The sequence below is a fragment of the Rhodanobacter ginsengisoli genome, assembly GCF_042657065.1.
Classification (GTDB): Bacteria; Pseudomonadota; Gammaproteobacteria; order Xanthomonadales; family Rhodanobacteraceae; genus Rhodanobacter; species Rhodanobacter ginsengisoli.
Map to the genome: position 1 here is coordinate 231,736 of NZ_JBHSNF010000001.1, position 21,651 is coordinate 253,386.

The 21,651-nt window shown below is 61.0% G+C and carries 12 protein-coding genes, 2 pseudogenes and 1 other annotated feature; of the genes and pseudogenes, 4 read left to right on the forward strand and 10 right to left on the reverse strand.

Translation table 11 applies throughout. The features are described 5' to 3' along the window. Nucleotides 1–22 precede the first annotated feature (22 nt). Nucleotides 23–2,026, reverse strand: a complete 2,004-nt coding sequence (locus tag ACFPPA_RS00920; RefSeq protein WP_377316358.1) for an acyltransferase family protein — start codon at nt 2,024–2,026, stop codon at nt 23–25. Between the two features lie 902 nt (nt 2,027–2,928). Here ACFPPA_RS00920 and ACFPPA_RS00925 point away from each other — a divergent pair. Together ACFPPA_RS00925 and ACFPPA_RS00930 are read left to right on the forward strand one after the other, a co-directional pair. Continuing rightward, a complete protein-coding gene (locus ACFPPA_RS00925) occupies nt 2,929–4,644 on the forward strand; it encodes an asparagine synthetase B family protein (protein WP_377316360.1) in 1,716 nt (571 codons plus the stop codon). Between the two features lie 55 nt (nt 4,645–4,699). Beyond that, a pseudogene (locus tag ACFPPA_RS00930) lies at nt 4,700–5,424 on the forward strand (IS5 family transposase); the annotation flags it as partial. Between the two features lie 83 nt (nt 5,425–5,507). Here ACFPPA_RS00930 and ACFPPA_RS00935 read toward each other — a convergent pair. Further along, nucleotides 5,508–6,719, reverse strand: coding sequence for a VanZ family protein (locus ACFPPA_RS00935; protein WP_377316362.1), 1,212 nt, complete (start codon nt 6,717–6,719; stop codon nt 5,508–5,510). Between the two features lie 525 nt (nt 6,720–7,244). Here ACFPPA_RS00935 and ACFPPA_RS00940 point away from each other — a divergent pair. Together ACFPPA_RS00940 and ACFPPA_RS00945 are read left to right on the forward strand one after the other, a co-directional pair. After that, nucleotides 7,245–7,934: a phosphatidylserine decarboxylase gene (locus ACFPPA_RS00940; protein ID WP_377316364.1), complete on the forward strand. Its 690-nt coding sequence runs from the start codon at nt 7,245–7,247 to the stop codon at nt 7,932–7,934. Next, nucleotides 7,931–8,134, forward strand: a complete 204-nt coding sequence (locus tag ACFPPA_RS00945) for a hypothetical protein (protein WP_377316366.1) — start codon at nt 7,931–7,933, stop codon at nt 8,132–8,134. The genes ACFPPA_RS00940 and ACFPPA_RS00945 overlap by 4 nt, the downstream gene beginning before the upstream one ends. Nucleotides 8,135–8,752: 618 nt before the next feature. Here the strand turns inward: ACFPPA_RS00945 and prsT are convergent. From prsT to ACFPPA_RS00985, 8 genes and pseudogenes are all read right to left on the reverse strand, one after another. Then, entirely contained in the window at nt 8,753–11,572 is a 2,820-nt protein-coding gene (prsT, locus tag ACFPPA_RS00950; RefSeq protein ID WP_377316368.1) for an XrtA/PEP-CTERM system TPR-repeat protein PrsT, read from the reverse strand. 38 nt (nt 11,573–11,610) lie between these two features. Further along, complete coding sequence (prsR, locus tag ACFPPA_RS00955) at nt 11,611–12,972, reverse strand: PEP-CTERM-box response regulator transcription factor (RefSeq protein ID WP_377316370.1); 1,362 nt, start codon at nt 12,970–12,972, stop codon at nt 11,611–11,613. Next, nucleotides 12,969–15,035 carry an XrtA/PEP-CTERM system histidine kinase PrsK gene (prsK, locus tag ACFPPA_RS00960; RefSeq protein WP_377316372.1) on the reverse strand — a complete coding sequence of 689 codons (2,067 nt, stop codon included), beginning with the start codon at nt 15,033–15,035 and terminating at the stop codon, nt 12,969–12,971. The genes prsR and prsK overlap by 4 nt, the downstream gene beginning before the upstream one ends. A gap of 39 nt (nt 15,036–15,074) precedes the next feature. Continuing rightward, the gene (gene wecB / locus ACFPPA_RS00965) at nt 15,075–16,271 is read right to left on the reverse strand and encodes a non-hydrolyzing UDP-N-acetylglucosamine 2-epimerase (RefSeq protein ID WP_377316374.1); all 1,197 of its coding nucleotides are present in this window, start codon (nt 16,269–16,271) and stop codon (nt 15,075–15,077) included. 68 nt (nt 16,272–16,339) lie between these two features. Then, complete coding sequence (locus tag ACFPPA_RS00970) at nt 16,340–17,461, reverse strand: SDR family oxidoreductase (RefSeq protein ID WP_377316376.1); 1,122 nt, start codon at nt 17,459–17,461, stop codon at nt 16,340–16,342. After that, a complete protein-coding gene (locus tag ACFPPA_RS00975) occupies nt 17,461–18,828 on the reverse strand; it encodes a nucleotide sugar dehydrogenase (protein ID WP_377316378.1) in 1,368 nt (455 codons plus the stop codon). Before ACFPPA_RS00975 ends, ACFPPA_RS00970 begins: the two co-directional genes overlap by 1 nt. Before the next feature lie 684 nt (nt 18,829–19,512). Then, the gene (locus ACFPPA_RS00980; RefSeq protein WP_377316380.1) at nt 19,513–20,331 is read right to left on the reverse strand and encodes an N-acyl amino acid synthase FeeM domain-containing protein; all 819 of its coding nucleotides are present in this window, start codon (nt 20,329–20,331) and stop codon (nt 19,513–19,515) included. 291 nt (nt 20,332–20,622) lie between these two features. After that, a pseudogene (locus tag ACFPPA_RS00985) lies at nt 20,623–21,540 on the reverse strand (IS3 family transposase); the annotation flags it as partial. Then, nucleotides 21,193–21,308 (reverse strand) — a sequence feature (AL1L pseudoknot). Its footprint overlaps the pseudogene before it by 116 nt. Nucleotides 21,541–21,651 lie beyond the last annotated feature (111 nt).

The window sequence follows — 21,651 nt, forward strand, 5'->3', positions numbered from 1 at the left end:
AAAAGCCTCTTGACGGACTGACTCAGGGGGCGGATAAAAGGGACGAATCACCCAAGCTGGTGGCTTTGGCAAGCGCAGACGTCAAAGTGCGAGCGAACGTCGCCGTCATGTGGCCGTTGTCGGAAAACACGATTTTGCTGCCGATCTTTGCTCGGCATAGGCCGCCAGGGCAAACGCTGTCCGTCATGTCGACAATTCTGACGTTGCGAAATTGCGCGGACGCGCCCGCCAACCACCGGCCTATGTCATCAAAGCGCCCTGTGCGCGCTTCGCCAGAGCAATCGGGTGTGCCAACCACGGCGGTGTACAGCCGGCTGCGCGGTTCCAGGCAAAGCGGACCGTTCATCTGAAGTTCCGGGGTCGGGCGCATCAGATAGATGCGCCGTGCGTGGTGGGTCAACGCGTGAAGGACCTGCTGGGTACCGGTTATCCACTGTTCCCGCGTGAATGGATAACCCATGCTCTCGCTCAGCACAACCATATCCGGGTCGAGGGACTCTATTTTGCGTATAACGGCGCGTCGCCAACGGGCGCACTCCGCATACTCGCGGTGCAGCGGCTGCGCAAAGTACGATGCATCGACCATTGGGCACGCCGATTTCGTGATGACCAGGAGTCGCCAACCTGGCCTGTTGAACATCGGCCAATAGGCTGGAAGCCACTGTGCTGCCTTGCTATCACCGGCAAGAATGGCCGTGTGCGTCGCGTGCGGGTCACCAAACTCGCAGATCTCAACCCTTGTTGATCGGTACGAACCGAAACAGCCCATGGCGTAGACGGCCGCTTCGTCGGATCTCGCAGCCACGAAACGCGCCAAGTTCGGGGCCTGCGCCGTGCGTTCGGCTTCAAACCGCCACCCACGTAGCAGAAGCACCGCAACTAACATGACCGCGAGTCCGGCAATTACGGCGAGGCTCGGCTTCGCGACGAGTTTGCGGTTGTGCCGGATCGGCGTTTCAAAAAGATGATACGACGCCGCGGCGACCACCAACGACACCACGACGAGAATCAACCGGTTCCGCGCGTTGCCCACGTCCACCACCCACGCGCCGAGCAGCAGGATCGGCCAGTGCCAGAGGTACCACGAGTAGGACACGCGCCCGACCGCCTGAAGGGGGCGGCACGATAGAACGCGCCCGACGCCCGTAGTGGCGTCGAACCCACCGGCGCCTAAGACCAGCGCCGCCCCAAACGAGGGCAATAGTGCCCAAGTACCCGGATACGGCGCACTGCGCCGAATAAACAACGCGGCAAGCACGACCATTGCAATGCCGAGCCACCCTATTGTCCGCTGCGACATCGGTCGGACAAGGATAGAACGGCCCCTGAATGAAGGCGACCCTACCATCAAGAATACAATCGCGCCCAAAGCAAACTGCCAAGCTCGGGATGGCATCAGGTAAAAGGCAAACAATGGTGAGTGAAGGGTCCAGTACCAGGACAATGCAAAGCTCACAATGAAGATGCCACCGAATAACCACTTCAACCGCGCCATGTTGGGCGGTTGCTTGGCCCGTTTCCACGCACCCATCACTATTAAGACGAGCAACGGCCACATCAGATAGAACTGCTCTTCTACACCGAGCGACCACGTATGCAGGAAGAGCGCGGTCTCCGACTGCGGCGCGAAGTAGTCCGTATTCCAGAAAGCGAACTGGAAATTGCTCAGCCACAGGACGGCGGCCGCGGCGTTCGAAGCTTGCTTGGGCAATGTCGTGGGAGGCGCCACGAGCCGTGCGAGGACGCACGTAACCGCCAGCATCAGCAGAAATGCCGGCAGCAGACGGCGTAGCCTTCGGGCGTAGAAGTTCGTAAAGCTTAGGCGCCCGGTCGTCACGGCTTCTTGCACCAGCAAGCCCGTAATCAGGTACCCGGAAAGGACGAAAAAGACGTCTACGCCGACAAACCCGCCCGGTAGCCATGTAACGCCGGCGTGCACGGCCACCACGAGGAGAATTGCGACCGCGCGCAGCCCTTCGATATCTCCCCGATAGCCGAGGCGAAACCCACCCGCTGAGCTGTTCAAGCTTGCCCCCAGGGTTGCGTTGTTACTTGCCCGATCGTCGCATGACCTGCGGAGCCTCTGGCGCACGATAGTCGTATCGCTCCCCGCAAAAGGGATCACGAAGACCGCAGAACCGAGAAAACTTTAGCATGATTCGTCACCGATCGATTCGGTAGTTTTCGACAAAGCTGTCCGCTTTTTCATGCAGTGATTTGCGTGGTTTCGGGTAGCGGTTCGGTCAGCCTGTCCGGGTTGAGCCAGATGGCTCCGATTCGGTCCCAGTTGAGGATGGTGCAGCATCGCCAACGGTCGGGCATGTCGCGTTTGGCGTCCTGCAGACGGCAAAGAGGGCCGCCATTTCGCTGCGCCGGTCAAGATGCACGCAAAAACCCGTCTCCGATTCGCGTCGGAGAACATGATGTCCCGCGTTGCCGCTGACCACCAGCCGTTGTGTTCGATGCGGCGCCAGAATCGCGCCAGTCTCGGCAATTACTCCAGCGTTGCTCTACCTCGGGGATCTATACCCTCGACCGTTGCGGCAAGGGCCGCGTCAGCGGCTCTTGCTGCTGTCCATACATTCATTGGTCATTGCGGATACCGTCCAGGCGCGCGTTGTGCGTCGCACACTGTCTCGGGCAAGGCCCAGCCCTTGTTGGCTCGTCCGCGTGCGGCCTTGCGTACAACACGGATGCCGGCTGTCGCGACCATTTCAGGGAAACTGGCTCGAAGCCAAACCTCGTTCTTCGAGCACCACCATCGCCACCATCGCCAAGCCGGCATCGGATGGATGACGCCCGGCACCTTCCATCACGGCGATTATTTGCGGCGGCCTTGTTCCGATAATCCCGAGGGGTAGGGACCGGCTATTGACCACCCTGGGAGGTAAGAACACTCTAGGAGGTAAGGACCCAGCTACTGAGCATATGAACATCGTGCCGGCTACCCACAGGGCGAAGAAGCTCGCCATACACATAGGTGGCGACGCTGCCCGGCAGGTCGACATCATGCTGGAGCGGCAAATTCTGAAAGGGCAAACCGCGAGCCGCCGGGACTTCCCCGCTGGCACGCTCGGGTGCCTGGGCGGTGCATTGCCGGCGCAAGGCAACGCCTGTTTTTTTACCGGCGCACCGATCAACGGTCCCGACGTGCGGGAGATCGTCGATGCTGATGCAGCGGCGCGGCTCTTTTCGCAGTACGACGGCGCCTTTACCGGGGTCTTCCTGGATGCAGAGCGGCAGGTTCTGGTCGTCGCCACCGATTGCCTAGGCATGCAGCCGCTGTACATGCGTCACGCCGACGGCGAGTTGACGTTTGTCTCCGAGACGAAGGCGATACGTGGCGATCCGGATCCTGCCGCCTGGGGCGCATTCATCTCGATCGGCCACCCCATCAGCGAGCGCAGCCTGATGCAGGACTTGGTGCGCGTGCCACCCGCGAGCATCCTGACCTATGATTGCGCGCGGCAGCGGTTGGATATCCGTCGCTATTGGCAGTGGCCGGATCCATCGGATGCGTGGCGGGGCTACGACTTTCTGAGCTCGCTGGAACAGGACATCCACGCCTGTGCCGCTTTCGGTGACTCGGGTACGCTGCTGCTCAGTGGCGGATTCGATTCGAGGTTGCTGCTTTTCCTGTTAGAGCGTGCGGGGATCCCCATACATGCCCTGATCATCGCGCACGAAGACGAATACGGTGATGCCGACGGCCGACTTGCCGAGGCGGTCGCAACTTTGACTGACGTCCCGTTTCGAAAAGCCTATCCGCCACCAGGCTTTTTTTCCTCATCGGCTTACCTCGATTATTTGCGCGCCAGCGATGCCGGTTACCCGAGTTTGGACTTGTTCATTGCCAAGGTGGCGTCACACCTCCCCGGCACTGCAGTGTGGGACGGGCTTGTACCGGGATTCGTGTTCATGCCCCTGCATCAGCCCGAGGGCGGCTTCGATACGTATCTGCAGCAGGAGATTCGAGGGCCGTATAGCGCAATCTGGCGAGCGGCAAAGGTCCTGTTCAAGCGTGAGGTTGTAGAGGCGATGCACGACGGGTTTGCGGAGGATCTTCGCGCCGAAGTGTCTCGCCTGCCGCATGATGCGCATGGTCTTAGTCGCTTCGTGATCGAGAATCGCAGCCGTAACCGCGCATCCATGAATCCGCTGAAGGTGTACGCAAACCGTGCGGAAGCCTTTACCCCGGGCCTGTCGAAGGACTTCATGGCCCATGCAGCCACGATTCCGTTCGAGGAAAAACGTCACAGCCGTTTTTACCGACGCCTGTTCGCACAACTGGATAAACGCGCGTTGGGCGTTCCGTTCTTGAGCGGCGGAGAACTGATGAAGGGCGAGTGGTTCAGTCCGGCGTATAGCCGCGAACGCCTACGTAACGCCTATTACAACCAGCGCACGCGTCACCCCAGCCTGTTCCCCGGCGGTCGGCGCTCCGGAGTCGAACGATCCGCTTTTCTTGGTGAACATCTCTTGGAGGAAAACGACAAGTGGCTCCACCCTCGGGTGCACGAACGGTTGAAAGGAATTTCCCCGGAAAACTACCTTGCATGGAAGCTGCTGTTCCACTGGAAAGCTTGGCAATGGGTCCACGAGAACAAGCTGGAACGAACGCTTGGCTCCTTAGGGGTGCCCTGATTCCATTCCCCGTCTGCGGCATCATAGCGACCAGTCCTCGGGAACCCCATCAGCCATGAAGCAGCGTTCCTTTGCCGCACTGCGTGTCGAGTCCAGGAAGTAGCCGACACGTCGGGAGCAGTTTCTTGGCGAGATGGACAAGAAGGTGCCGTGGGAGGTGCTGCTGGTGTCGATCGAGCCCAGCTATCCCGCCTCCGATCGCTGTGGCCGACCGCCGATGCCTGCGGCGACCATGCTGCGCATCCACATCATGCAGCAGTGGTATGCGCTGAGCGATCCGGCCATGGAAGATGCCCTGCAGGAGATCGAGTCGATGCGCCGTTTCACGGGACTGGACTTGAACGAGGACGCAATCCCCGACGAAACGGCGATCCTGAAGTTCCGTCGCTTCCTGGAGCGGCACGGGCTGGCGGCGAAGATCCTCGCGAGGGCCAATGCGCACCTGGGCCAGCAGCCTTTGCTGCGCCGGGGCGCGATCGTGGATGTCACCGTCGTCCAGGCGCCGTCCTCGACCAGGAATCGAGACAAGCAGCGCGATCCGGAGATGCGCCAGACCAAGAAAGGTCAGCCGTGGTACTTGGGATGACGGCGCACATCTGGGTGGATTTGGAATCCGGGCTGGCGCGCGCGGTGACCACGACGCCAGCCAATGCGGGCGATGTGACCGAAGTGGACAAAGCTGCTGCACCGTCAGGAGCGGACGGTGTACGCCGATGCGGGCTACCGGGCGCCGACAAGCAAGCCCCCAAGCGCGGTCATACGGGGTACATCGCGGCCAAACCGGTCCCGTCGCCGCTGCATCATATCCGCATACCGGACTTGGGCATTTTCCGTGCATTCTCGGGGACCAAGCCCAGCGCCTTTCAGGCTCGCTTCCGAGACGGTTGCCTTCCGGCATAAGCCGCGGCGACAGCCCAGGCCGCCGTGCCCGTCAATACCGTTGTGATATCGGGATAGCGGCCGGGTATCCAGAGCTGGGCGCATTCGACTGCAAACAACAGCAGCACGACCGCCGGAAGCAAATACCACAGGGACTGCATTCCCAGGCGGAGGCAGAGGCAGGCCAACGCGAGTGGTGGCCAGATGGAGTCCGCGAGATTGGCCAGGCCATTGATGGGGTGGACCAACTGGGCATGCAGCGGTATCCAGTTGAATGCGTGGATCAGGGTGTTGGGCGCGCCGGGATGCAACGCTTCCGCCACGATGTGGGCGGGAAGCAACAGTGCCGCAACAACCAGTACGCGTTGTCGGCCGCTGCGCCAGAGGATCAGGCCGAGTGCCACGCCCGCGCAGGTGCCGGCGAGGGCCTCCGGCGACAGTTGCCGTCCGACCACCAATACCTTCAGAGGCAGCACCGCAAGCAGGCAAATGGCTGCGACGCCGCCCCAACTGAGGATACGCAGCGCGCTGGCGCCGGTTATCGTCAGCGCGGCCGTGGCCGCGACATAGGCGGCGCAGCGCCAGAAATCGACCGATCGCGAGCCCTGCAGCACGTGCCATACCGGTTTCAACCCGGTCTTCAATTCACTCACATCGAGCGAAGGTGCGAATGGGATCAGTTGGGTGCACCCCCAGGCAACCAATGCCGCAATACCCAACCAAGCGGCGCGGTCACCCCGCAGCCGTGTTGCAAGGTTGCGGCCCCATCCGGCGCGCGGCCAGCGCATCATCGCAGCAGTGGCGGTAGCAAGCACGGCACCAACTCCGGCACCAAAAACGTTCGTCGCAACGTCCAGCCACGACGCCACGCGTTCCGGGAGAAATGCTTGCATGGTTTCCAGGCAGAGGCTGAGCAACAGGGCCGCCAACAGGATCAGAGGGATCCTGCGCAAGCGCCGGCCCAAACCGGCCAGAAACCCCAGCGGCATGTACAGGAGGACGTTGGCAAGTACATCCGTGGCCGATACATGATCGAGCGCGGCAGCGCTGAACAGCCGGTGGAAGTCTCCCGGGGTACGCCAGCCGATGAACGGGAACAACGTGCCGTAGACGACCAGGCACACACATGCGGCCAGCAGCGTCCAGCGCAGGCGTTTCGATCGCGCCGTCACGGCGGCATGGGTTTCGGTCGACATAAGGCAGGCATCATGCCATCGACCTCGCTGCGCAGCCAGAATGGGCACTGTTGCATGACGGGCGTGGGGTCACTTGCCGGCCGACGTGTGGATGGCTGCGAAACACGTGGTGATTCGACGTGGCGGCCCTGGCGCGTGCGATGGCGTTTAACCCGCTGTGCGAACCAGGGTCCGAGCTCGGGGTGCTGTGCCAGCTCGAGACGGTGGTGATGCCGCAGATAGCGAACGAACTCTCGCACGATCACCTGCGGCGCGTCGCGGATATGGGGATGAACCGGGCCACGGGAGTGGAGACCGCAGCAGTGCGCCAGTTGCTGGATGACGCTGCCAGTGTTCTACGATCTGACCACGGTCCGCATCCAGGGGGGCGGACGGGTCAGGGAGGATCTGCGTACCCAGGGCCCGAACGAGCACGCCCGTGGGATTATCCGGCAGCTCGTGCCGGGCGTGTCGCAGCGCGTGCAGCCAGCGTGCGTTGCTCGAAGTCGGCTACGATCTGGCAAACGGTGTTCGAGCAATTGAGAGATGACGATGCTTGTCCTGCAAATTGCGATTTTGTGCCTGGTGGCCACGGCCACAGTGCTCTGGGCTCTTTATTTCCCGTATCCATCGCCGCTGATACGGCGCTGGCTCCCACCGCGCAAGCGCTGGCCTGAGAAGCAAATCCGCACGTGGTTGAAAAAAGGGGTATTTCAGCGTGCTTTTTTGCGCCATTTTTACAGTGATCCCGAGCGTATGGCGCCTCCGGGAAATGGCGTGCTTGCGCCGGCAGATGGATTGATCACCAGTGCGGAGGTACGCGCGGGAACACGCTACCTCGTGATTGCGCTCAGCTTCTGGGATATGCATGTGCAACGCAGTCCACTCGCCGGGAGCGTGCTCAGCGTGGAGTCGCACGGTGACGACTTCATGGACGGCGAGGGCCGAGAGTTTGCCTTTCTGCGGGAGAAGTCCTGCCCGGTGCAAAAGCGCCTCGTGATTGCGACCGACGCCGGACAAGTCGCGGTGCGCTTGATTACCAGCCTCGCGGCGCGGCGCATCGAGACATGGGTTCACGAGAGCGAGGAAATCCAGCGAGGCCAAAGGATCGGCAGGATATTGCTGGGCAGCACCGTGGTACTCGAGCTGCCTGCCGCCACGAAGCTGCTGGTGCGCACGGGCGATCGCGTATGGGCAGGACAAACGGTTGTTGCAGAAGGCTTGACCGCCCCATGAATGGTTTCTTCTGGACATCCGGTCATCTGGGTTGGAGCTTTTTTTCGCTTGTCGTGTTCACCGGCCTGTGGTTGCTGCTGTCTGATCTGGTCTGGCGATTGAGAAGCGTCAGGATTGTCCGCTTCGCGGTTGCGATGTCGGTCGGCTGGATTATCGGTGTTGGGCTGATCTTGCTGGGATTTTATGGATCCAACGGGTAAGGCTGCCAGATATCCGAGCCGCTTTGTAGCCGCAAGCTGCCGGATGACTTGTCCAAAAGTCACCCCCCCATCAGTGCTATTCGTTGCAGGGACGCGAGACGATGTTTGCGAACCATGGGAGCGGTTCGTGGGCTGGATTGAGCGGGGTAAGTGCTGGTGTGCAGGACGATGCCGTGGCTGGCGAATGAAGGAGCACGGCCCGTGATCGAACCCAAACCAAATCTGGGGGGAGGCTCAGTTTGGGGCCGGACCCTCGTTGCGTGTTTCGCGCTGCCAACTCCACGAAAAAAGAGGGGAAACACGCTCTGATTATCGAGACCAATCCGATGCTGTTGGCGGTGTCCCGCCGCGGCATTGAATCGACGGGTTTGTGCGGCACCGGACGCGGCGGGAACGCGAAATCAAGGGAGCTATTGCTGCGCGCGCGATGGGACCGGTTTCACGGTGAGGGACTGGTTTCCGGCAGCATCCATGCCCGGCAAAGCATTTGGCTTCGCGGCAGAGTCTTCCTGTGTATGCGCTGGAGAGGCATTCGCTCAACCCGCTCCTGCGAGGCACCCTTTCCCGCAGGAAGAGGGAAGGTCGCAAGAGAACTTCGCGGGTAAGCAAAAAATGGCACTACTTGCCGGGATCGCCGCCGGCTGCCTCGCCCAGTTCGCGGTACAGTTTTTCCGCGGCTTGCCTGTCCTTGAAATCAGCGCCTGATTTTTGCAGTGTCTTGAGGGTGGTTTGCGCGCCGACTGTGTCGCCGGTGCGCGCCTGGGCTACAGCCAGATGATATTGGATGACCGGAACCTTTGGAGCCGCCTTGGCCGCTTGCATGAGGATCGGCAGGGCTGTTTTTGGCTGGTTGTTCGCGATCAGCGCCCAGCCATATGTGTCCGCAATGCCGGGTGAATCAGGTGCCAGCTTGAAGACCTGCTCAGCCAGTGCGAGCGCTTTGGGATTGTGTTGCTCGGTGTAAATCCAGGCGAGGTTGTTGAGTGTGCCGATGTCGGACGGGTAAGTCTTCAACACGCGTTCGTACTGGCTGGCAGCCTGCGCGTTCTGCCCGTGGTTCAGGTAGTACAGGGCCAAAAGCAGGCGTGTGGCGGCATCGTCCGGATGTTTGGCCAACCAGTCACGCAGCACCCCTTCCGCCTCCTTGGCCTCTCCTTTGCTAAGTGCTTGAAAGTTCTTGATCACCAGAGGCCGATCGTATTGAACTTTCAATCCCTGCTGGTAGGCTTGGGCGGCCTTGCTCCAGGACTTGTTTGCCATATACAGATCCCCTTCAAGGCTGAATCCCGCGGCCTTGGAAGCGGTTTGCTTCTGCAGCGTTTGCGCCAGGGAAATCGCGCCCGGCAGATCATGGTCCTGCAACTTCATGAATGCGAGCAGCGTCACCGCCGCCACCTGACCGGGATCAGCCTTGATTACCTGGGCGAGATTGTCCTTGGCACCCTTGGTGTCCTTGTTGATGACCTGTGCACGCGCCAGATTGGTGCGGTACAAGGGCACCCGCGGCGCGAGGTTCACGGCTTGCTGCAGCGAGATCAGCGCCTTGCCCTGATGGCCGGCACTGAGTTCCGCCGCTCCGAGGATATTGAGAGCAGCCGGATTATTGGGGTTCACATCCACCAGGCGTTTGGCGGTGCTCTCGGCTTCGTCGAATTGACCGCTTTCGCTGTACACCACTATCAGCCCGAAATATGGCTCGGCCGACTTCGGCGCTGCGACGATTGCCTGCTTGAACCATTTGAGGGCTTCTGCCTTGTTGCCTTGCAGCATGGCAATCCGGCCGAGTGCGGTCATGGCCACCTCGTTTTGCGGGTCCTGTTTCAACACCGCTCTGTACCGAACGCCGGCATCTCCGTAATGGCCCTCGATTGAATCCAGGTTGCCGAGGTTCAGGAGCGCGGCGAGGCTCTTGGGGTCCAGCTTGTAGGCCTCGAAATATTGGGCGCGTGCTTCAGTGCGCTGACCGGCTGCAACCAGCGCGGTCCCGTACAGCAGGTGCGCGGCACTGTCGTGCGGATTCCTGGCGGCATATTCGGCCGCCACCTTTACCGCATTGGCCGGGTGCTGCTCGCGCAAGTAGGTCATGACCAGAAGGCGGTTGCGTCGAGCCTCGGTGGAGGTATCGCTGGCGGGCTTTTCCTTCAGCAGACGGATCGCTTCGGATTCATCTCCGCTGGCCAAAGCTGTGCCGGCCTGCGCGAACTGGGTATCGGGTGGATTGTCTGCGCTCGTTGCGGCAGCTTTTGGCCCCGGTTTTCCGGTGCCTTCGGCGACGGCCCTCTGCAGCAGCGCCAGCAGCTCGGTGTCGGATGGGTTGCCCGGTACTGCCGGTCGCAGCGTGTCCAGCGCCTGGCGCGAGCGGCCTGAGCGATAGAGCGTGAGTGCCAGCAACTTGCGCGGTCGGACATCTTTCTTGTCCATGCCCATGACGTTGCTGAGGTTCATTTCCGCCTGGTCGTAGTTGCCCTGCGCGTAGTTGACCGCGCCCATGAGAAACTGCGCCTGTGCATTGTCGGGCTGCTCCTTGAGCACCTGTTGAAGCTCGGAAATCGCATCATCCTGATGCCCCTGCTTGTACAGCACCAAGCCGTGCAGATAGTGGGGGAACGGCTGCTTCGGGGACATTTTTTCCAGTGTCTGAATGTTGACCAGAGCCTCGTCGTAGCGGTTTTGTTGCACCTGTGCGCTGGCCAGCCGAGTCAACGCATAAAAGCGCTCTTGCGGCAGCCAGTCGGGGTTCTTGAAGCCCAGCACTTTCTGGTAATCCGATTCTGCGCCGGCAAAATCCTGGTTGGTGAATGCCAGATCGCCCTTGACAATCCAGGCCTGCGGATTTTCCGGCGCCGCAGCCAGCGCCTGTTGCACGTACCCGTTGGCGGAATCCAGATCGTTGGCAGCCGCCGATACCTTGGCGAGTCCGGCAAGTGCGCGTGGATCCTTCGGATCCAGCGTCAACGCGGCCTGATACGACTGCTTCGCCTGGTCAAGCTGTTTCAGGCCGAGATAAGCGTCGCCGCGCAGCACGTGCACCAGCCCCTTGACTCTTGGGTCCGTGAGCTTGTCGGCAGATACGATGTTGAGCAGCTTTTCGTGCTGCTGCGTCACCTGTAGCACCTGTCCCATAGGCACCGCCCATTGTGCTTTCGACACGCCGTTGGCTTGGGCATTTTGCAGGTCGTTCAAGGCCTCCGTCGAATTGCCGAGCATCAGGGAAGCCCGGCCCAGAAGTAGCCATGCTGCACCGTTCTTGTTGTCCCGCTGCAGGACTTTCTTGGCCTCGATGTAGGCCGCGCGATACTGTCCTTCGGCTTGATATTTGGCGCCAGCATCGAGGTTGCCGTGTCCACCGGTCAGGCCGCAACCGCTCAGCAACAGGTTGACGCAAAGCAACGCCAGGCCGAGACGAACAACCCAGGTATTGAGCTTGATCAAGCGCATATTTTACCCCTTGAGTTCATCCAGCGCGACGCGCGGAGTCATTCTGCACCGCTAGGCCTTTTCAATCCGTGTTTGTCCAGAAGATCATAGATCGTCGGCCGGCTGATGCCCAGCAAGCTTGCGACCTGCGAGAGATTGCCACCAGCTTGGGTCATGGCCTTCTGGAGCGCCCGCCTTTCGGCGTCGCTGCGCACTTTGTGCAGATCCAGGATATCCTCGCCGATCGCACCAAGGTTCAATGCCTCAAGTCCGATCTGCTTTTCATCCGCCATGATGACGGCGCTGTTGACTGCGTTTTCCAATTCGCGCACGTTGCCGGGCCAGGGACATGCCGCGATCGCCTTGAGTGCCTTGGCGGTAAATCCACGAACTGCGCGTCCATGGCGAGTGGCAGCCTGCTCAAGAAAATGCCGCGCGAGGGTCACCGCGTCACCGGCGCGTTCACGCAGTGGCGGCAGCCGAACGGTCACTTCGCTGATGCGGTAAAAAAGATCTTCGCGGAAACGCCCTTCGCGGATCAGGGCCGGCAGGTCCTGATGCGTGGCGCAGATGATGCGCACATCCACCGGGATCACTTCGCGTCCACCGATGCGCTCGACCACCCGCTCCTCGAAAAAGCGCAGCAGCTTGGACTGCAGCGATAAAGGCATGTCGCCGATCTCGTCAAGCAGCAAGCTGCCGTTGACGGCCAGTTCGATCTTGCCCTTGGTTTGCTTGTGCGCGCCGGTGTACGAGCCCTTCTCGTAGCCGAACAGCTCGGCTTCCAGCAGATTTTCGGGGATGGCCGCGCAGTTGATCGCCACGAACGGCCCGTCGCGCCGCGAGCTCAGGCGATGCACCGCACGCGCGAACAATTCCTTGCCGGTACCGGTCTCACCGAGCAGCAGGACGGTGGCGTTCGAGGGGCTGACCTTCTCGACCATCCGGTAGGCATCGAGCATGGCTTTGCTGCTGCCGATGATGCCTTCAAACACCGCGGGCGAATGACTTCTTAGCCTGCGGTTCTCGGCCTCCAGTTCGTGCACCCGGAATGCGCGATCCACTATCAGGCGCAGAACTTCCAGATCCAGAGGCTTGGAACAGAAATCATAGGCGCCGGAGCCGATGGACTTGACCGCGTTGTCACGGTCGCCGTTGCCGGTGACCACAATGATCTTGGTGTGCGGGGCCTCCTCCAAGATTTCCGTAATCGTGGCAAAACCCTCGGTCGTGCCGGAGGCATCCGGGGGCAGGCCCAGGTCCTGCAGTACTACCGCTGGCTGGTGGAGGCGAAGCAGGGAGATCGCTGTCGGCCGGTCGCCGGCCATGACCAAGTCATAATCCTCGAAGCTCCAGCGCAACTGGCTCTGCAGACCGACATCGTCCTCGACGATCAATAGGCAAGGCTGCTTCTGGCTCATGACGCGGCCCTCAGCCTGCCAGCCGTTGTTTCATCCCCCACGGGCTCAGCCAGCGGCAGCTGAATGGCGAACACTGTGCCTTGGCTGGGGGTACTGTTCACGCGCATCGCTCCACCCAGTGAATGCACGTACTCGCGGGCCTGATAGGCGCCGATGCCCATGCCTCTGCTCGCCTTGGTGGTGAAAAACGGCTTGAACAGGCGGTTTCGGATGAAGTCCTCATCCATACCTGCTCCGTCATCCTCGATTTCGATCGAAGCATGCGCGGATTCGCGCTTGACTCGCAGCGTGACATGGCCGTGGGCCTGTGCTGCATCCTGTGCGTTGCGGATCACGTGTCCCAGCACTGTGGCAAGCTGTTCGGCATTTGCCCGCACCCACAGGTCCTCCACTGCCGGCTGGTAGTCCGGTTGCGGCAATTGCGAGCTGCATTCGTCGAGCGCCTTGTGGATCACTGCCGCGAGCTGCACGCGGCTGTGCGTGGCGGGTGCCGCGTCGCCACGCAGCTGCTCGAGCAGCCGCGAGATGCGGTGCACCGAATTCGCCACGGTCGTGAGCATGTCGTCCACGAACGCCGGATTGTGCTTGTGACGATCGGCGTTCTGCAGCAGCAAGGATTGCTGTGCTGCCAGGTTCTTGAGGTCGTGCATCAGGAAAGCGGTGAGCTGATTGAAGCCTTCGAACTGGCGCGCTTCGGCAAGGCGCAGGGCATCGGCCGCCTGCGCCAGGGCGCCAGCCACCTGAATGCCGGCTGCCCGGAGCAAATCAATATCCTCCCAGTCAAACGCGCGGCGCGCGCGCGCGTGCGCGAGAACCACGAAACCGATGAGCCGATCTTCCAGCACCAACGGTACCAGCAACCATGCGCGTGTCAGGGCGATCAATTCGGCGGGCGCCCGCAGTTGTTCATCGCCCAGAGGCGGCGGTTCGCTCAAATCATAAATCCACCGGTGTGAGCGCATGATGCCGAACGCCGGCAAGCAGGATGGAAGCTTCAGACCGACTGGCGTCGGCATGTTCCAGCATGCTTCCGGCACGAATTCATCAGCATCGCTGCGCATGAACAGTGCGCCTCCCGGGCTGTCCATGATCTGCGCCATCGCGTGCACGGCGCGCTGTGGCAGCTCCGTGCCGCTGGCCGACAATGTGGCCGACAGCCGCAGCCATTCCTCGCGGTAGTCGTGGCGGAAACTGAAGAAGTTCTTGTTCAGGAACACCCGCAGATGCGAGCGCGCCTGCCCGGAGAATGTGATCAGCAGCACGACCAGCAGCGCGAAGCAGGCAAGCGTGATTTCCGCCACCCGGCCCCAGTCGCCTCCGTACAGGCGAACGTAATAACCACCGATCGACGTGGCGATGATGTAAAACGCGATCACCAGCAGGCTCGTGGAATAGAACACCGCGCGCCGCGACACACCTACCTCCAGCGACCATTGCGGATTGCGGGCCGCCGCCACCACCAGTAGCGGCACCAACAAGGCATCGATGAAACCGCGCGCCGCCCACACGCTGATGTTGAACTGCCAGTAGAGCATCGCGTAGGAATACAGGAAGATGTCGTAGGCGAACGACAAGCCGAGCGCGATCACCAGAAACTTCAGCGCCCAGCGCTGTTCCGGTTGAACGTTGCGGTAGATCTGTTCGAGAAACACCACGCCGGTGAGGGCGAGAACCAGCACACCGACTAGCGGCACGTTGACGCTGAACGTCAACGCGGTCGTTTGCGGCAAACCAGTCAGCGGCCACAGGCAGTAGAGCGCGAGCATGATCCAGATTGCGTTCGCGGCGACGCGCAAACCACGCAGCCCGGCACCGGACAGGGCGCTCAGGAAAACGAGCCAGGCGCCGTAGCGCAGAATCTCGGCCATCAGTATCCAGCTGATCGCCACGGTGTGCTGCCATTCTACGTAAGCCAGAAACGTGCTCCACAGAACCGAGACCATCGTGGCCAGGATCAGCAGGGCGCCGGTACGCTGTCCGCGCCAACCAACGCCCAGCAGCGCCATACCTGCGAGGAACGCGGCGGCGGCGGTCAAGTAACTGGTAATGACGATGAGGTGCATATCTGGGTGATCCCTGGCGCGTGGATCGGCTGTCTGCAATCAACCGGCTATTCGCCCTCTCCCGGATTCACGCATTGCCTGGCACATGCTGACTGGAACTTGCGGAGACCGCTGGTTCTTCGGTAACGGAGGCGGCGCAATCAGCAAACGGCTACGAATGTCGGCCGCTACGCGCGCCGCCGTATGTCCGTCCCAGAGCTGTGGCTTGCGTCCATGCGGCCACTGACCAGCGAGAATCTCGTCCACCGCCGGCACCAGCTCGACGGTAGTGACCAGTCGGTTGGTACCCTCCGTGACGGTGATCGGCCGTTCGGTGGTGGTGCGCAACGTCAGGCAGGGTATGCCGAGATAGGTGGTCTCCTCCTGGACACCACCCGAATCCGTGATGGTCAGGCGTGCACCGCAGACAAGGTTCATGAAATCGACGTAACCGAGCGGCTCGATGACCTGCAGATTAGGCGCTTCCGCCAGTTTAGGCCACAGGCCGAAGGCTTCCAGATTCTTGCGGGTGCGCGGATGTACCGGAAACACCAACGGCAATCTGGCTGCAATGCCCTTCAGTTGACTTATCAGTAACTTGAGTGGTTCGGGCGCATCCACGTTGGACGGGCGGTGCAGTGTTACCACCGCGTACTCGCGCTTCTCAAGCCCGAGCCGACTCCGCTCGCCGCTGGCATCGATGCGCTCGCGCATCAGTTCGTAAGAGTCGATCATGATGTTGCCGACGCGTGTGATCTTTTCCGGCGGAACGCCTTCGGCAGCGAGATTCTCGTCCGCGTCTGGTGACGGCGTCCACAGGATGTCGGCCACCGCATCGGTCACCAGCCGGTTGATCTCCTCGGGCATCCGGCGGTCGCGACTGCGCAACCCGGCCTCAAGATGCGCCACCGGAATGCCCATCTTTGTGCCGACCAAGGTGCAGGCAAGCGTTGCATTGACATCCCCAACCACGACGATCAGGTCCGGTCGATCCGCGACGCAGGCGCCTTCGTAGGTGAGCATCACGTTGGCGGTCTGTTCGGCGTGACTGCCGCTGCCTACGCCCAGGTTCAGATCCGGCGACGGCAACTTCAGATCGCGAAAAAAAGCCTCCGACATGTTCCGGTCGTAATGCTGGCCAGTATGCACCAGCCGCAAACTGCACCAGGATTCCTCGTGCAACGCGTGGAACAGCGGCGCGACCTTCATGAAATTGGGCCGCGCGGCCGCGATCAAGTCAATCCTGAGCCGCTGCATAACAGGGTATTCCCCCGACGAGCCACATGGTTTTGAGTGTAGCAAGACGCTGATTGCAGTCTAGCGTGTTATCCCGAAAGAATCCTTCCGTTGCCATTCCCTGGATCCAGCTTTTGCCGCGAAGGTCCATCATCCTGATGACGGCACTGTGCCCGGGGTTTCATGTACCAGGGCATCGCCAAGGCCAGTCCTTGTCCAATGTTTTGCGTAGGCGTGAAACCCAGATTCGCAGTCGCCTTGCTTATGTCGGCCAGGCTATGACGAACATCACCCGCGCGAAAGCCGCAATACACTGGTTGTGCATCTTGTAGATGCGCGTAGTACGGCAGCAGATTGGTCTGAAGCTGGGAGTAAAGCTCGTTGAGTGTCGTACGGTCACCTACCGCTATGTTGTAAACCTGATTCACGGCCATGGGACTTTCCGTCGTCGCAGCCAGCAAGTTCGCCTGCACCACGTTTGAGACGTAACAAAAATCACGGCTGGTCTCACCGTCACCATAGATGAACACTGACTCGCCCCTGATGAGGCTGGCTATCCACTTGGGAATGACCGCTGCATAGGCACCATCGGGATCCTGTCGCGGACCGAACACGTTGAAGTAACGCAGGCCAATGGTATTGAAGCCGTAGCAGCGTGCAAAAACGCTGGCATACAGCTCATTGGCATATTTCGTTACGGCGTAAGGGCTCAGGAGATTGCCAATCTGATCCTCCACCTTGGGCAGCCCTGGATGATCGCCATAGGTGGAACTACTGGCGGCATAGGTAAAACTTTTGATCCTGGCATCGCGCGCAGCCACCAGCATGTTGAGTGAGCCGGAGCAATTGGTGTCATGTATGGCCAACGGATCTTCAATCGAGCGAGGCACCGATCCCAGCGCCGCCTGATGCAGCACGTGCTGTACGCCTGCACACGCCTTACGGCAGTCTTCGATATTGCGGATGTCACCCGTGATGAAATGGAAACGTGACCATGCCTGCGCTCCCACGATCTGTTCAACTTCATCAAGATTGCGCTGGTAGCCCGTAGCGAAATTGTCCAAGCCAACCACATGCTGGCCCAGCCCAAGGAGTGCCTCGACGAGATTGGAACCAATGAAACCCGCTGCACCCGTAACCAACCAGCTCTGGTGGGAAGCCAGAATACGTTCCTTGAGTGCGACTGGAAGTGCCTTGACCAAGTCACTCATCACAATCTCCCGTCGACAGCATCGCGCGGCAAGACGTATTTCACGTCATAAAGGACAGATTCGGCCTTGCCTAATGCACGGATAGCGCCCGCTCCCATGCTGGCGAATTCCCGGTGTCCGACAGCCAGAATCACGGCGTCATAGGTGCCGTTGACTGGCCGGGCCAGCAGCTCCATGCCGTATTCCTTGTGCGCCTCTTCGGCGTCGACCCAGGGGTCATGGATCTCGACGCGGGTGTTGTAGCCCGTCAGCGCCTGCACAATGTCCACCACGCGAGTATTGCGCAGGTCGGGGCAGTTTTCCTTGAAGGCCAGCCCCAGCACCAGTATGCGCGCGCCGACCGGGTTGATGCCCTTGCGCACCATCAGGCGGATCACCTCGTTGGCGATGTACTGACCCATGCTGTCGTTGGTGCGCCGGCCGGCGAGGATCACGTCCGGGTGATGGCCCACTTCCTGCGCCTTGTGGGTGAGGTAGTAGGGATCGACGCTGATGCAGTGGCCGCCGACCAGACCGGGACGGAACGGCAGGAAGTTCCACTTGGTGCCGGCGGCCTCCAACACTTCCAACGTGTCGATGCCGAGCTTGTTGAACAGGATGGCCAGGTCGTTGACCAGCGCGATGTTGAGATCGCGCTGGGTGTTCTCGATCACCTTGGCGGCCTCGGCGACTTTGATGGAGCTGGCCTTGTGGGTGCCGGCGGTGATGATGCTGGCGTACAGCGCATCGACGAAATCGGCCGTTGCCGGGGTAGAGCCGGAGGTGACTTTGAGGATGGTGGTGACGCGGTGTTGTTTGTCGCCGGGGTTGATGCGTTCGGGGCTGTAGCCGCAGGAGAAGTTTTCGGTTTTCGGTTTTCGGTTTTCGGTAGGAGCGGAAGGGCAGTGTTCGGTGTTCGGTGTTGGATGTTCGGTGAGAGCGGGAGCGGGGCTAGTAGCGTAGTTGAGGCCTGAGGTGCGTTCCAGGATGGGAACGCAGATTTCTTCGGTACAGCCGGGGTAGACGGTGGATTCGAAGATCACCACGTCGCCGGGTTTGAGGATGCTGCCGATGGCTTCGCTGGCCTTGATCAGCGGGGTGAGGTCGGGGCGCTTGGCGCTGTCGATGGGGGTGGGCACGGTGACGATGTAGACGTTGCAGTGCCGGATGTCGTCCAGCGACGCGCTGAAGTGCAGCCGTTGCGCTGCCGCCAGTTCGTTCGCATCCACTTCCAGCGTGCTGTCGCGTCCGGCGCGCAGTTCATCTATGCGGCCGGCGCGGATGTCGAAACCGACGGTGTCATAGCGCTTGCCGAACTCCACCGCCAGCGGGAGACCCACGTAGCCCAACCCGATGATGGCGATCTTGGCGCTGGCCACTGATTTCATGGAGCCTCCTTGGCTGATCGGAGAGGGTTCAGGTGGTGTGTTTGGACGTGCGAGTGAAGAGATTACCTGATTAGCCCTCAATCTCAGCCAAGAAAATTGCTCGCCAAGCGCGAAGTCGACTCGGGATGTGGCTTGCACAGCATCATTGCACGCACCCATCGTGACAACTCCAGCGAGTGCTCGGGCGGTGAGGCCCGCGGCATCTTCGAGCTTCTCGGCGTGGGGATCGCGCGCAAGCTTGACGCCCCGCGCGCGGGGAGGCTTCAATTCCGGTCGCGCGCCGGTGGCGCACAACACTGGCGGCGCGGATGCGAAGCTCAGCGGCCATCGTGTGCGCCCTCCAATGGTGGCTGCCCCGACTTGGTGTGGTCAGTTCCACCAGCCGGGCCAAGTCGACCTTCGATGGGGGGCGCATCATACGGTCGGCCGCGTTCGATACCGGCGAGTCGATGCTGGGCATGGCGTTCGCGTCAGCGCGCGGCCCGCATCCGCCGAGGCTCAACCGCGCCGCAATCGCCTTGATCTGCTTGCTCTCGGCCGCCAGCAAAACGATACGGGCACGCAACAGCAGCCTGATGCTTGTGAGCTTGGAGTGAACCAGTCGGGTGAGATCCATGCGCTCCTCCTCGCACACCATCTCTCCGCAGGCCCCGTCGCAAAACGACAGTGGGGAGGGCGGTTTACTTATAGGTTCACACAAGATTGCAATGCTACAGGACGCTGACCAGCAGTCGACTCGGCCGGGCTGGCCCTGCGGCTCGGATCAATACCATACCGGGCTTTCAAAAAGCCCGCTATCTGGGAACCACGCAGCTGCTCGGGCTCAAACTCGAAGCGATGCGAGAACGCACTGCTGGGTATTGGATTGTCGCGCGCATCAGCGAGCCCTCGCGGCAACAAGTCTTTCGCGAGTGCCTCGAGCAGGCTGAGGCGCAAGAGCACCACCGGGTTGTTTCGCACCAAGGCGTAGCTCGTCGGTGGAGCAAATTTTTCGAAGCCGTAACAACGTATGTAGAAGTCGGCGTGCCGCGGATGCACACCGATAACGATATCGGTCAAATCGGTGTGCACCCCAAAGTGAATGGCCCAGCGCATCATGCTGAACAGGGCTCCGATGCCGCGTGTAGCACTCTGGCGACGATCCGCCAGCATCCCCACCTCAAGCAAACGGCGCCCCTTTCGCCGCAGTTCGTCCAGATATGGTGCATATACGCTATCCAGCGCGAGCCCCATGGGATTGTCGCGGAATAGTGTCATCGTATAGCCGACATCCGGGCCTTCCGGCCCCCATATCACGCATGCATGTGGTCCCACAGCGGTGGGAACAGCATGAACGCCATACGGGTTTTCGTCGATCAGCCCCATTTGTGAGTATCGTTCAAATACTAACCCCCACGCCGATTCCACCTGTTCAAGGCTGGTCGCGCACAAACACGGCGGCGCGCTGCTGCGGGCTGCTGAACGAGCGCGATGCGCCGTGATGTCGATGACTGTCTGAGGCATTTCTACTCTACCGATCTGATTAGGTTCATGTTTCCGTCACCTATCATATGCCACGGCCGAGCTATGATTATGTTAACCACGTGTGAAAGCTATGGATCAAGAGGCAAAACATCGACTAGACTGTCAGTTTTGTGAACTGTGTGTGAACACTGCGGGTCAGATTCACGTCGAATGTCAGCAACCTACCGTCGTTCGCTGCACAGGATGCATTCTGGTCATAGCCGGTAACAGGTGGCTGCCACCAGCAGGCCTGACACACTGACCTTCAGATTGAAGTGCGGCTGAGCCGGCACCGGCCTCGGCCAGGCGCTCGGTGTAGCAAATGGGCACCAATCGCACTCTTCGATCACTTTGGCGGGTCTGGCGTTCAGCCGGTCGCTACGCGCATAGCGCCTGTTCCAGCGCATCGAGCACGAAGTGCGTGCGCGTCGAAGACGACACCTTCCAGCCCACGATGCGGCGTGCGAACACGTCGATCACGAAGGCCGCGTAGACGAAACCTGCCCACGTCGACAAATACGTAGAGTCACTTGACCACAGCGTGTCCAGTCCACTCCGCCCGGAGCTGCCGGTGGACAAAGTTCAGCGGGCAAACGCTCTTTGCATCACTGACCCTGGTCCGAACCGATGTGCCCCGCCGCACCCCCATAGTTCCATCTGCTGCAAGAGCCGAGTGACCGTGCAACGCGCCACGCGAACACCCTCGCGGCGCAGCTGTTGCCAAACCTTTCGCACGCCATGCACATGGAAGTTCTCGTCCCGGACCCGCCGGATCGGCGCACACAATCCGGCATCGCGGCGAACCCGGGCGGGCACCTTGGGCAGATCGGCCTGGCGAGTCGCGTGCAGATAATATGTCGGCGGGACAAGCGGCAGTACCCGGCAGGTCACTCGACTCCATAGGCACGACGGTGATCGTTGATGAATACCTTCATTTTTGCGGTCGGCGGTCGAGCTCCGCCTGGGCAAAATAGGCCGACGCCTTGCGCAAGAATTGATTGGCGAGGCGCAGCTCGCGCCTTGCACGCTCCAGCGCCATGATCTTCTCGCGCTCGGACGTATTCAGACCCTCACGCAGGCCGCCCGGATCACGCTCGGCCTGCCGGATCCAGTTGTACAACCTCGCCGCCGTGCCTCCCCATCCTGGCGGCAATCGACTCGATCGTCGCTCGCTGCGAGGCATGCTCCTTGCTGGTGTTCGAACGCCATCCTGACCGCTCATTTACGAGTCGCCGGAGAGTCGTTGATTGACTTGCTCATCGCTCCATCCCGTCAAAGATGTGGAGCCTCCGAGAGAGTGCCGGGGCAGTTCAGAACGTA

Excerpts from the sequence above, each read along its gene's own strand:
- ACFPPA_RS00980 (WP_377316380.1), bottom strand. The coding sequence starts at position 20,331 with ATGCCTCAGACAGTCATCGACATCACGGCGCATCGCGCTCGTTCAGCA.
- ACFPPA_RS00975 (WP_377316378.1), bottom strand. The coding sequence starts at position 18,828 with ATGAAATCAGTGGCCAGCGCCAAGATCGCCATCATCGGGTTGGGCTAC.
- wecB (WP_377316374.1), bottom strand. The coding sequence starts at position 16,271 with ATGCAGCGGCTCAGGATTGACTTGATCGCGGCCGCGCGGCCCAATTTC.
- ACFPPA_RS00945 (WP_377316366.1), top strand. The coding sequence starts at position 7,931 with ATGAATGGTTTCTTCTGGACATCCGGTCATCTGGGTTGGAGCTTTTTT.
- prsR (WP_377316370.1), bottom strand. The coding sequence starts at position 12,972 with ATGAGCCAGAAGCAGCCTTGCCTATTGATCGTCGAGGACGATGTCGGT.
- prsK (WP_377316372.1), bottom strand. The coding sequence starts at position 15,035 with ATGCACCTCATCGTCATTACCAGTTACTTGACCGCCGCCGCCGCGTTC.
- ACFPPA_RS00970 (WP_377316376.1), bottom strand. The coding sequence starts at position 17,461 with ATGAGTGACTTGGTCAAGGCACTTCCAGTCGCACTCAAGGAACGTATT.
- ACFPPA_RS00935 (WP_377316362.1), bottom strand. The coding sequence starts at position 6,719 with ATGTCGACCGAAACCCATGCCGCCGTGACGGCGCGATCGAAACGCCTG.
- prsT (WP_377316368.1), bottom strand. The coding sequence starts at position 11,572 with ATGCGCTTGATCAAGCTCAATACCTGGGTTGTTCGTCTCGGCCTGGCG.
- ACFPPA_RS00925 (WP_377316360.1), top strand. The coding sequence starts at position 2,929 with ATGAACATCGTGCCGGCTACCCACAGGGCGAAGAAGCTCGCCATACAC.
- ACFPPA_RS00940 (WP_377316364.1), top strand. The coding sequence starts at position 7,245 with ATGACGATGCTTGTCCTGCAAATTGCGATTTTGTGCCTGGTGGCCACG.